Here is an 11,428-nt window from a genome sequence, read left to right on the forward strand (position 1 = left end):
CGCGGCGCAGGTGTCCTGGCTCCCGGATCGACGCTTTCCGCCGGCCTTCCAACCTCGGTAGGTCGTGGCCACGCATGACGGATCGCTCCTCGGTGACAGTTGCGGGACAGCCCCGGATTCGCACCGGTGTTCCCTGCACCGCATCAGACGTTACCGCGAGGCCCCGGCCGGAGATCACGGTCAGGCGACCACCGGGCGCTGCGCTGTGCCGGCCTACGCGCGCAGCGGCCGGATAGACGCCTTGGATCTCCCGCAAGAGGCGCGTGCAGGAGAACGAGAGCCGCATCACTCCTCTGCCGGCTCCGGAACTGAGCGCCCGGCCCCGACGGCTACCGATCAGCGTAGGGCGGATGCCCGGTGAATCGCCGAGGGACAGGACGAGTATCGGGATGATTGCGGCGCGGACGGTATGGGGCGGCGCGGTGGCGATTTCGGTGGCCGTGGTGGCAGGCGCGGTCACCGTCGGCGCGTTGGTGTACACCGTGTCGTGTACCGAAACCACCGCCGACGGCGATACCCGGCCACGGGGACCCTGAGCAACTCTGGTGATCGGTCGACCAGGCGGTTCGCGCAGCCGCCGAACTCCGTACCGAGCCACTGGGCCGGTTCGCCACCGGTGATCACAGCCATCATCGACACCGCATTGGCCGCTACAGCGCACCCACCGATACCCAGCACCGCGACCCACACGCCCCACGAGCCGCCCCACCCCGCCGCCGCGAGCAGACATGCGGCAACCACCGACCCACCGCCAGCGGACCGAGCAACACCGCACGATCGCCTAGTGCGGCGGACCGCCGCGTCCACCACACTCGCCCCGCGATCCCGGCGGCTCCCAACACCGCGAGCAATGCCGCCGCGGCCCCTTCCGCCATACCGAATTCGGCGATCCCGTACAGCGGGAGATACGTATTGATCGCAGAAATACCGCCACCCAGCAGCACCGAGAAAGCACCGAGCCGAACCGCCCGCCAGCCGGGACGGCCGATGAGCACAGTCGGCCGGCGCACCGAATTCGCGTCCGGCGAGAGCACAAAACCGGCGAATATGCTGATCATAGACACTGCGGCGCCCGCGGCCACTGCCCACCGCCAACTCGCCGCCGCGGCGATCGCGGCCAACGGCACACCGGCCAGGAACGCCCCGAGCTGCACACCGGACTGCTTCCAGCCCATCACGGGTCCACGCCGGTCCACGACGACACGAGTGAGGATCAACTTATTCGTCACCGGGTTGGCCAACGCCTGCGCCAGACCCGATACCGCGATCCCCACGACCAACACCGGGTAGCTCGGGGCAACGGCGAACACCGCCAAAGCCAGCGCCCCCAACAGGAACAACGGCAGCATCGACAACGTCATCGCGGTAACCAACGCACCAGTCAGTAACCGTTGCCGGTCCTCCACCACATCCACACTCACCGTCACAGAGTCGGAGCTGACGTCCAGAAAGTTCCCCGCGAACATCTCGGTCGGCGCAAACTGCTGCGCGCCCTGCCGGCGACCTTCCGCGGTGAGGCCGAAGCCGCCGCCGACGCGGTCGTGATCGAGCCTGCAGGTTGGGGCCACACACCGAACGGAACTTCCCGGTATGGTCCAGCAGTTGCAGCAGGCAGTGGTGCGCCGCCACCGGATCGTGCTGCACTATCGGGGCCGTGCCGGGGAAACGACCGAGCAGCCCGCCCACCGGCCCGCCGATCTGGATCTGCCGACTGTCTGGGCGGAAATCGTGGAACAAATGGAGCAGCGCCGGGCGACCACGGCGGCCACGGCCCTGATCGCCGAAGGTCTCCTGCCGATCCTGCGCGACCGACAGGGCAGGCATTGCGAAGTCCTGGGCCCTGCCCCCGACGCCCGGATTCGGGTCCGGCTCACGGCGCACGCCCCGCGAGCGATCGCCGAACAGCTTGCGGCTGGGGCGCCGATATCGAGGTGATCGAACCGGCATCGGTGCTCGACGAACTCGCCGCGCTGGGCGCAGCCCTGGTCGAACGCTACGGCCGGCGCCAAGTGCTCATTCGGCGCGCACTTTTCGTCGGAGAATCGGGTCATTACCGGACACCGAAGGAGACCCGAAATGCCGACGCCCGACCACACCGACGCATACACCTTCACCACAGCCGCCGATTACCAGCGGTAGCTGGCCGCACATCACGACTCCGCCACGGAGATCTGGTTGAAGATCGCCAAAACAACGCCCCGGCCGCGACGATCACCATCACCGAAGCCTGCGCCGTCGCCCGGAGGGACGGTCGCCTGCCCGGCCGCGCCGCCACCGCCGATCGCATGATCGATAAGGAGGCTCGGTACACCGACTCATCACCGACAGCCACCGGCTCGGCGGGTCATCGGTACACCGTCGGCGGTGGACCCGAACCGGCGAGGTGGTGACACGACCCCGGATCCCCACTTCACCGGTGTCGGATATCGGCGCCCTACGCCTTCTGCATCGCTTCGAGCTGCTCGATAGCCTGGAACGAGAGGAAGACCATAGGACCGGCATCCTCGAACTGGCCGCCGACATCTCCGGCGATGCCACCCTCCAGCGAAAGCTTTCCTACCAGATCCACTTTCAGTTGTGGAGAGCCCTCGCCGAAGTCGAGATCCGCCAGATCGACCACACGATATTGGGCCGCGTTGTGGACTCATACACGTAACGCTTGTTCGTCAAATCCACAACCACCTGCCAAATCGTCTGCGACGCATCTGGTTTGTCCGGGCCCGGGATGCGGAACGGCTGCGCCACATTGCGGACGAGGTTGAACATGCCGGCGATGGCTTCCAGTTGACTGTCCGGCTGAGGCAGGCGTCTCGCGTAATACGCCGCCCGAGCGAAACGATGCTCAGCCAGCGTATCGCCGGGCAACGGGCCCTCTCCCCCGAGACCTTCCCAACGCGTGAGCAGTTCGATCTGCCGGTCATAGGTGGGAGAATTCGTCATCACGCGGTAGTCGCGACTGTGGTACACATTCGGATGACCGTCGATGTACTCGATGATCGCCGAGTCGCCGTTCACGTCATCGAGAGCGAGATGTAGCGCAGGCGGTGCGCCACCCGTCGGGTCGGGCATCTGCATGACCTGAACGTTCGTCTCCGCAATCCAGTTCACGGCCTCGGTGACGGTGGCGAAATTGTCCAAAAAATACTGCAACCACACGGCCTGACTCAACGCGGGGCGGGAACTGTCACGTTCACCGTAGGTCGATTCGGCGAGCCACAGCACATGCCCACCCAATCCTGCCTCGTTGAGACCGTCCACCGAGATGATATCGAAGGCGGTGGCGACGACGCTGCCGTAACGAGAAGTCCACGTGAGCCCACCGTCGACTCCGTCATCGCGGGTTACCCCCGGGGACTGCTTCCACACGTTGGTCATCAGGTCCTTGTGGAAGTCCATATTCCGCCCTACCAGAACGGACCCATTTGCGTCCGGCCAAACAACGCGAGTGCACATAGAGTCTCCGCTGCCGGTACGGTCGACTCGCCCTGCTGGCACGCGACGCGGGCATCACCACGTTCGTCACAGTCGTGACCGCATCCGAACCTGCAAATCCCGCGCTGGTATCGCCGCGCCCCAGCCAGGGTGCGGACCGCTACGGACCTTGCCATGGCGCCAGCATCATCGGCCTGTCACCGCCGAGAGAAGGAGGTTCGGCGCATAGTGACCAAACGCGCCACACATGAAAGCAGATGTTCTCGCATTCTCCGCCGCCATACCACGAGACAGGGCGGCGCACGATCGAAGAAATGGTCTGCTGACACAGTGGTGCGCTCAGCCAGCGTCGTTGAGGGTCAGTACGACCAGCGGCATGGGCCGGTCGACCTTGGACTGGAAATCTGCCAGCAAGGGGTTGTTGGCCAGCACCCAGGCCGCGAACTCCGCGTAGTCTCCGCCTTCGAGCACCTTGCCTGTCGCCTGGTAGGTCTTGTCCCGAAGCTCAATAGTGACCTGCGGATTCGCCTTGATGTTGTACCACCAAGCCGGGTACTTGCCTTCGATGAACGAGCTCACGAACATGATGTCGTCCCGGTACAGCGGCCCCAGCGGAGTCGTGTGCCGCTTACCGCTCTTGGCTCCCGTGGTAGTGAGCAGGATGAGGTCCCCGCCCGCATAAGCACCGCCCACCTTGCCCGAGTTCTCCCGAAACTCCTTGATCACATCACCGTTCCAGTCGGCTATGCTGTCCTCCTGGTCCCAAGCCTGGTTCCACGGCGCGTTCGGATCGTTGTAGTCGGTGATGTCGGTCTGTTCCGCGGTCGAGTCGGTTTCGCTCATGATTCGAGTGTGTCGCACAGATAGGACAGTTTCCGTCCTAATTCGACGAGAGAACCGTGCCCGGCCTCGGCTGGTGAGCCTTACGCCGCACATTACCGGCGGGCGGTCATCCCAGACCTCGAAAGCCGGCCGCGACCGGGTCCCACCGACCCCGAGCCGCGGTATCCGACCTAGCCGAGCACCGTTGTGTACTGCGGGCAGTCAGCCCCACTGGCCAAGACGTATTCATCAGCGCCGATGGCCGCCTACGCCGCTCGGCGGCCAGATAACTTCGCGGTGAGCCCACCACGCGACCACAGACCGTGGTCGGCGGGCTCTTCGTCGACGTAGCTGGTGCTGGCGGCGGCCAGCAGCACTACGCGATGTCGGGTGGGCCGGCGGCGATCCGCTTCCGGAGCTGCTCGGGCGTGACAGTGGAGCCGTCTCTGAACCACCAGGTCACGCCTGCGTCGGCGTAGTCGCCGACGCGCGTGGCGGACGGTTCGGTACTCGGCGACCACATCGCTATGTCGCCGTCTGCTCGCCCGCCGGCCTCCACGAAATCCGCTCGAATCCGGACCAGTTCCTCCGGCGTCGGCAACCGGAAGTCGTGCGCTGGGTCGCGGATCTGCGGGAACAGCCCGTCCGCGTCCTGCGCGGCTCGCACCGGCGTCCGCCGGGGCCAGAACCCGCTCGTCCACACCGGCACATCGATCGGTGCCGAGCGAACACCCGACACGCGGTAGCGCTCACTGGCGTGCTCCACCACCCCGCCGGACAAGAGCTGTCGCAGCAATCCAGCGGCCTCGTCCAGCCGCGATCCGAGCCGGTCGGCGGACTCGCCGTAGTTCGTGTAGTCCTCCGGTACCCCCCGCCCCCACTCCGAGGATCAGCCGCCCGCCGGAGAGCTGCTGCAGGGTGCCGATCTCGAGCGCCAGTTTCCACAGTCGCCGCCGCGGCAACGGCACAACCATCGGCCCCAGCGCGATCGTCGTGGTCACCTGCGCGATCGCCGACAGCACCACCCACGGATCCGCGACCGGCGGCGGCTCGTCATCCAAGGGGCTGATCACGTCGTATACGAAGAACCCGTGCCAGCCCGCGTTCTCGGCCGCTATCGCGAGATCACGCAGCACGCGCGGATCGCCGTAAGGACCGTACGAAGGAACGTAGACGCCGAATCGCATACCGGGCACAACCCCAAGCGACGGTATGCTATTACGGGACACCGAGGTGTCTCGCCAGCGGCAGCTCTCCGACTCCTCGCCCTCCGGCGACGGCGGCGCCTCCACGCGCCGGATTCGGACTCGGCACAACCGAGCTATCTGCCGGACTCGGTCCCGCTCCTTTGTGCCCCATGGTCCGAAGCGTAGGTACTCACCAGGCGCACACCAACCCCGACCTGCCACGCGAGCGGGGCAGAGGCCTCGAGCGTGGAATGGAGTATCCGCCGGGTCCCGTGAAGGGTCTTCAGCTGGAGCAGGTTCGCAGAACTCGGGCAGTCACACTCGCGGCCACGCATGCGGAACGAAACACACTGATGGTCTCGAATCCGGTGCGCCTATGAGCGAGGTTTCCCGGGCAGCAACAGCAGTTCTCGGTATGGGAACCAACATGTACCCCACCGGGCCGACCAGCTGAGCCACCCGCCGCTGACAGCAGGGAAGGCTGCCCTAGTGTGACTTCGCCCGAGCGCCGGCACCCATAAGGGTTTCGCAGGTCTCACTGAATGGCGGAACGAGGACCGTCACCCCGTGGAGGATCGTTGCTGACGGTGGAGACGTCGACGAAGAAGGCAACGTCGCGGAGTATTTCGGACAGCACCAGAGGCGGTACGGTTTCCAAGGGGATAGGGTCGACCGGTACCACCCCGGCCTCCGGCCGCATCCCGTAACCCTCATCGCACATGTGTGCCGTGGCCACGGGGGCATCGATCGGGTAGAACCTGATCTGGCCGCCGTACACATACTGGTAGCCCGGCGAGCCGGTGCCCTCCTCGTCACATCTGCTATCGACCCAGTATTCCGCGCGCAGATCCCATTCGGGCAGTTCGCGGGTCGCCAGCGGCGCCTCGTCGTCGACCGGTAAGCGTAGCTTGTTCCGCCAGCCGCGAAGGGTCGCAACAGCGTGGAACCGGTGTTGCCGCAGAGTATGTGCGGCGAACCGATTCGAGTAGGAGGCAGTTTCGCGTTCGGCATCGGTGAGCCGGTACACTTCGCGGTGGGCCTGCTCGAACGGTTGCGTGATCCCGAGGCTGTCGAGGCGAACCCGCCAGGCCTGGATCTCATCGATTGCGCGACCGATGGGATGCCATAGCCGGACTTGCGAGCCATCGGTTATAGGATCGCCGGGAAAAGTGCGCAGCTGCCCGGCAGCGTATCCGATCGTGGTCCCGTCGACATCCCACAGCAGGCGCCGGGTGAGACTGCCGACCAGCGGATGCTCCAGGTACAGTTCCCGCCACACATCAAATGTCCAGGTGCGCGGCGCGAGGAACAACCGTTCGAGGCGTGCCCTCTGGCTCGTCAGTGTGGTGTCGATGTCGGCCCGCAGCTCATCGAACTCAGCGGCACTGTCACGACGGACCTTGATCGGCTGCTGGCCGGCAATTCCATCGCGGCTATGAAGCCCAACCCGGCCACGTCCCTCACGCCGCGATCGCCCTCACGTCCGACCCTGTTCAACAAGACCGGCTCCACTGCCGGGTTCGGCGCGTATGCTGCTTTCGTGCCCGACGAACGGATCGGCATTGTCATGCTTGCGAACAAGAACTTTCCCATCGACGCCCGCGTCACCGCAGCCCATGCCGTCCTACAACAGCTTTCAATGTCGGCACGATAACCCCTGAAACGAGTCCCGGAGCGCTGCCTGACGCGTTGGCACCGCTGGCCGCGCGGCCGACCGGCTGACGCCCGATGCGCGCACCCTCGGCGAGCTCGAAACGGTGGGGTTGGCGCGTTCACAGACCAGGTCTTCGAAACGCTGGCCGGGGGCGATGCGCGGCGCCGCCTCGAGGAAGCGGCCCAGATCGCGACACGACTGGCAGATTGCTCCCGGCGGTCGAAGTTCCGCCCGCCACCGAACATTCGGTGGCGCCGACGTCGCTTTGTGGCAAATGATAGCGACGCGAGCCCGCAGAGGCGCTGCGCATCGCCGAGACGCTGAACCCGGGCGAACTCCCGACCGGGGTACGGCACGCCCAATTCTTCATCGCAGTGGGTCGTGCGCACGCGAGGCACCTGAGCCGCCAGGCAGCGTTACATGCACTGCTGCGGGGATGAGCACGCCACACCACAGCATGTCGCGGGATGGTCCCGGTCTACCAGGGTGCAGACGCTGAGCGTCGCACGCACCCAGCGGGCGCGCTACCGCGGGACCGAGCGTCGATGACGAGCAGCTGGGCACGGGCGGGCCGCCCGGGCCGGTGGCCCTGACTACAGCGCCGCCGCGATATCCGCCCAAACGGGCGGCTCGCGCGGCGGCGGCATGCCCGGGCAGGCCGTCGGAGAACCGAGTGAGGAGCTCGTCACGATGTTGTCGGACAACGCGGGAGACTTCACTTGGACCGCCGCGGCAGTAGGCTCCAGGAACGCAGCCGCGTATCAGTTGGCCACCGAATTTCCCGTGATGGCAGTCGGCGGCCAGCTCCGGCGATCCGGCACCGACGTCGACGCAATTCAAGGAGTACGTCGCCGGAGGCGAAATCCACGGCCAGGCCCGGAGGTGAGGACGAGTCATGACGTCGATTGCGGCCGACGCGCCCGAATCAACGCAGGCCGCATCAACGCACGAGTCGTCCGCCCGAAACGGGCAGACCGTGCGCGCTGGCACAGCACGGCCAAGGGGACGTCATCGCATTGCCGCCACAGCGCCACCTACCTACGCAGCAGACCGATGATTTAGCGAGGTAATGCCGTTTCAGCAAGATCCTCGTGCTGGTACCGGGATGGCGGGCTAAATTGGGGGTATGGAGGATCAGCCGACGGTTGACTCGGTGATCGAGCAGATCGCGCCTCGCTTGCGGCAAGCGCGCGAAAAGAAGGACATGAGCCTGGCCGCGCTCGCGCGTGTCACCGGTATCTCGACGAGTACATTGTCTCGTCTGGAGTCGGCTCAGCGGAAGCCGAGTCTGGAGTTGCTTTTGCCGATCACCGCGGCGTTGGGAATCGGTCTGGACGAGATCGTATCGTCGCCCCGGATTGTCGATCCGCGGATCCCGCAGAAACGGACCCGCTTGGACGGGCGGGTCCTGATACCGTTGTCGCGCCATCAGAGCGAGCCCCGGGCCTACAAGCTCGTCATTCCGGCGGATGACGAGGCGCCGCATCTGCGGACTCATTCGGGACATGAATGGCTGTATGTTCTTCGTGGCCGGCTGCGCGTGCGGTTGGGCGAGAACGACTTCGTGATGGGCAACGGCGAGGCGGCCGAGTTCGATTGCCGGATTCCTCACTGGTTCGGCGCAGCCGGACGAGGCGACGTCGAGGTGCTCAGTCTCTTCGGCCGTCAGGGCGAGCGGATCCACCTCCGTACCACACCACGTTGACGGATTCCGTATGGTCGCGCTCTCCGTTGCCAGTCCTTTGTCGGTCACGCAGGAAGCATCGAACACGGCCATTCCACGCCAGCAGGACAGTAAGGACGCCGGAGTGGGCTTGTTCGTAGGCGGAGCAAAGTCGGGCGCTTTCGTCGACCGAGGTAGCGAGCCCGTCTGGGACTCGTTCTGCTACGACGAGGTCCCTGATCAGAGGTTCTTGCACCGAACCGTGGACTGAGCACGCGGTCGGCACCGGTCCGAGCAGAGCACCTACGATCCCTGCGAGCCCGCCAGGCACTATCCACCGTCAGGCCACTCGGAGAACACGACCCGGTCACGTCAGTCGACACGACGCGGCTACGCCACCCGGACTTGGCGGCGCGGAACAAGAGGCCCGGAGCGTGGCCGGGCGCCGTCGAAGGCGGCATCACTCACCAGGCCGTCCCGGAATTGGCAACGATCTTTGTTACAGGACGGCCCCCGATGGCAGCTTGAATCTCGAGGAGGTCAGTGCGATGCAACTGCTGCCGACAGTGGAAACCAACAAGCGAGTACGGGATCGTCGTGGTCGCAGCGGTGCGGCGGGCTCGAACGCCGCGTCGACGCTGGGACGAGACCGCTGGACTGGACGCACCAGCGTTCCCGCCATCCGAGCGGCAGGCAATGGCACCGACAAGCGCGCTCAGACCGTGACTACCACAGGTGTAGGCGAGGCTGCCGCGTTCTTCATCACACACGACCTCGCCCACGAAGCAACACAGCACGATGTCGAACGCTACCGCGCGGCGGCGGCGCGATGATCGATCCTACGTCGGACAAGACAGAAGCGGAGAACACGATGGCCAACACCATCAATGTCAGTGATGAGACCTTCGAGCGTGACGTCCTCAGTTCCCGAGGAACCGTGGTCGTCGCCTTCTGGGCGCCATGGTGTGGACCATGCCGAATGTTCGCTCCGATCCTCGATGAAACCGCCGGTGACTACCGCGACCAGATCACCGTCGCACGGATGAATATCGACGAGAACCCGCAGAGCATGGCCAAGTACCAGGTCATGGGCGTTCCAACGACCATCGTCTTCCGAGCCGGCGAACCCGTCCACCAGTTCGTCGGGGCGATGCATAAGCGCGCGCTGGTGAACGAACTCGGCCCCTATCTACCGGCCGCGACCAGTTAACCGACAGGCATGGCGAGCGCCGAGGATCGTATCCGTCGCCTGCTTGTCCGTGCTTGCCGAGAGGACAAAGCGCCCTGGTCGCTGCACCTGCGGGTTCAACACATGATCGTTGCGCTTCGCCGCTCCACGCGTGACCCATGTGACAGCGAAGCGCAACGAGAATCCGACGGGTGAGGCACGGGGTGCTCGGTCGTGCGTTGATTCCGCGGTTGATCCAAGGGTTCGGCGCAACGCCGGTGATCGTCGACTTCTTCGACACCGATTACGTTCTGCGGGCCTTCCCGTACGGCAAGGCCTGAGGTGGTCTTTCACTCATCACGCTCGAAAGCGCACTCGGTGACATTCACTTCACTGGACGTCGCGTCTACTCGTTGGTGGGTGCTCTCTGATGTCGATTGGACAGCTGAATCAGTGTGCCTGACCAGTCCCCATGATGTGGTCCACCGGGAGTGAGAGTCGGTTATCAGTGGATACAGGTGGCAGCGTATCCGGCTGGGGTTCGGTAGCCGAGCGCGGAATGTCTTCGGTGGTGGTTGTATTCGTGTTTCCAGTCGCTGATCACGACCCTGGCTTGGGTCGGTGACCAGAAGCTGTTGATGTTGAGGCATTCGTCGCGTAGTCGGCCGTTGAACGATTCGATGTAGTCGTTACGCCAGGGTTGACCAGGTGGAATGAACGCCAGCCCAACTCGTTCACCGGCCCAGTCTGCCATCACGGCGCACGCCAACTCGGGGCCGTTGTCGCAACGTAACATCGCAGGGTAGCCGCGGGTTGCGGCGAGGCGGTCGAGTTCGTCGACGAGCCGATCGGCGGTGATCGAACGCTCGACCAGCCCGCCGAGGCATTCCCGGGTGTGCTCGTCGATGATGGACACGATCTTGACCGGACGTCCGTCCTCGGTCGCGTCGAACTGGAAATCGACCGCCCAGACCTGGTCCGGTGCATCAGCGGCCACCGTGTCGGTGGTGGAAGCACCGAGTCGTTTGCGGCGCCGTCGCTGCGGGACCCGCAGGCCCTCGTCGTGCCACAACCGCTGAACTTTCTTGTGGTTGGCCACCCAGCCTTCGTCGCGGGCCTGGTGGTAGGCGCGGCGGAATCCCTGTCGCAGATGCGCCACGGCTGCCCGCCGACGTTCCGGGTCTAGAAGTTTCCCTTGGCGATCTCCTTCAGCGCTGCTTTCTCCAGCTCGGCTTCGGCGAGCAGTCGTTTCAGCGTCGAGTTCTCGCGTTCGAGGTCTTTCAACCGTTTGGCGTCATCGGCTTTCAACCCGCCGAACTGGTTACGCCACCGGTAGTAGGTCGCCTCGGTGACCTGCAGCAACCGACACACCTCTGCCACGTCCTTACCGTCGGCCAGTAGCCGATCGGCCTCGGTCAACTTCCACACGACCTGCTCAGGAGTATGTCGTTTCCGTGTCGCCATGAATATCGAGCCTTTCCGCCCACAACGTGGGCATTCAG

At 65.1% G+C, this 11,428-nt stretch carries 12 protein-coding genes, 3 pseudogenes and 1 riboswitch; of the genes and pseudogenes, 8 read left to right on the forward strand and 7 right to left on the reverse strand.

Annotation, left to right across the window (positions count from 1 at the left end; translation table 11 throughout):
• Window positions 1-8: 8 nt before the first annotated feature.
• A riboswitch (cobalamin riboswitch) is annotated at window positions 9-135 on the reverse strand.
• A gap of 215 nt (window positions 136-350) precedes the next feature.
• Entirely contained in the window at window positions 351-536 is a 186-nt protein-coding gene (locus tag B0T44_RS23550; protein ID WP_077117340.1) for a hypothetical protein, read from the forward strand.
• A gap of 114 nt (window positions 537-650) precedes the next feature.
• Here B0T44_RS23550 and B0T44_RS23555 read toward each other — a convergent pair whose 3' ends face one another.
• On the reverse strand, window positions 651-1,568 hold the full coding sequence (locus B0T44_RS23555; protein WP_077117338.1) for an MFS transporter: 918 nt from the start codon (window positions 1,566-1,568) through the stop codon (window positions 651-653).
• A gap of 22 nt (window positions 1,569-1,590) precedes the next feature.
• Here B0T44_RS23555 and B0T44_RS23560 point away from each other — a divergent pair, with 22 nt between their 5' ends.
• Window positions 1,591-1,935, forward strand: a complete 345-nt coding sequence (locus tag B0T44_RS23560) for a hypothetical protein (protein ID WP_077117336.1) — start codon at window positions 1,591-1,593, stop codon at window positions 1,933-1,935.
• Window positions 1,936-2,434: 499 nt separating this feature from the next.
• On the opposite strand, the pseudogene B0T44_RS23570 reads toward B0T44_RS23560, so the two are convergent.
• The 5 genes and pseudogenes from B0T44_RS23570 to B0T44_RS23590 all read right to left on the reverse strand — a co-directional run bounded on the left by B0T44_RS23570 (window position 2,435) and on the right by B0T44_RS23590 (window position 6,864).
• Window positions 2,435-3,453, reverse strand: a pseudogene (locus tag B0T44_RS23570) (linear amide C-N hydrolase).
• A gap of 318 nt (window positions 3,454-3,771) precedes the next feature.
• Window positions 3,772-4,275 (reverse strand): nitroreductase/quinone reductase family protein, encoded by a 504-nt coding sequence (locus B0T44_RS23575; RefSeq protein ID WP_077117332.1) that lies wholly within the window; start codon window positions 4,273-4,275, stop codon window positions 3,772-3,774.
• 355 nt (window positions 4,276-4,630) lie between these two features.
• Window positions 4,631-5,068: a hypothetical protein gene (locus tag B0T44_RS23580; RefSeq protein ID WP_245839477.1), complete on the reverse strand. Its 438-nt coding sequence runs from the start codon at window positions 5,066-5,068 to the stop codon at window positions 4,631-4,633.
• Window positions 5,004-5,441 (reverse strand): LLM class flavin-dependent oxidoreductase, encoded by a 438-nt coding sequence (locus B0T44_RS23585; RefSeq protein WP_139347834.1) that lies wholly within the window; start codon window positions 5,439-5,441, stop codon window positions 5,004-5,006. The genes B0T44_RS23580 and B0T44_RS23585 overlap by 65 nt, the downstream gene beginning before the upstream one ends.
• Window positions 5,442-5,976: 535 nt before the next feature.
• Window positions 5,977-6,864, reverse strand: a complete 888-nt coding sequence (locus tag B0T44_RS23590; RefSeq protein ID WP_081512593.1) for a DUF4132 domain-containing protein — start codon at window positions 6,862-6,864, stop codon at window positions 5,977-5,979.
• On the opposite strand from B0T44_RS23590, the pseudogene B0T44_RS28320 reads away from it, so the two are divergent.
• From B0T44_RS28320 to B0T44_RS28325, 6 genes and pseudogenes are all read left to right on the forward strand, one after another.
• Window positions 6,850-7,095: pseudogene (locus tag B0T44_RS28320) on the forward strand (serine hydrolase); the annotation flags it as partial. The gene B0T44_RS23590 and the pseudogene B0T44_RS28320 sit on opposite strands and share 15 nt — an antisense overlap.
• A 690-nt stretch (window positions 7,096-7,785) precedes the next feature.
• Window positions 7,786-8,157: a mannosyltransferase YkcB-related protein gene (locus tag B0T44_RS28750; RefSeq protein WP_438269038.1), complete on the forward strand. Its 372-nt coding sequence runs from the start codon at window positions 7,786-7,788 to the stop codon at window positions 8,155-8,157.
• A 64-nt stretch (window positions 8,158-8,221) separates the two neighbouring features.
• The gene (locus B0T44_RS23600; RefSeq protein WP_077117325.1) at window positions 8,222-8,800 is read left to right on the forward strand and encodes a helix-turn-helix domain-containing protein; all 579 of its coding nucleotides are present in this window, start codon (window positions 8,222-8,224) and stop codon (window positions 8,798-8,800) included.
• A gap of 506 nt (window positions 8,801-9,306) precedes the next feature.
• A complete protein-coding gene (locus tag B0T44_RS23610) occupies window positions 9,307-9,591 on the forward strand; it encodes a hypothetical protein (protein ID WP_139347831.1) in 285 nt (94 codons plus the stop codon).
• Window positions 9,588-9,968, forward strand: a complete 381-nt coding sequence (gene trxA, locus B0T44_RS23615; RefSeq protein ID WP_077117319.1) for a thioredoxin — start codon at window positions 9,588-9,590, stop codon at window positions 9,966-9,968. Before B0T44_RS23610 ends, trxA begins: the two co-directional genes overlap by 4 nt.
• 170 nt (window positions 9,969-10,138) lie before the next feature.
• Entirely contained in the window at window positions 10,139-10,267 is a 129-nt protein-coding gene (locus B0T44_RS28325; protein WP_254893709.1) for a hypothetical protein, read from the forward strand.
• A gap of 164 nt (window positions 10,268-10,431) precedes the next feature.
• Here B0T44_RS28325 and B0T44_RS23620 read toward each other — a convergent pair.
• Window positions 10,432-11,390 (reverse strand): annotated as a pseudogene (locus B0T44_RS23620) (IS3 family transposase).
• Window positions 11,391-11,428 lie beyond the last annotated feature (38 nt).

The organism is Nocardia donostiensis (assembly GCF_002081715.1).
GTDB lineage: Bacteria > Actinomycetota > Actinomycetes > Mycobacteriales > Mycobacteriaceae > Nocardia > Nocardia donostiensis.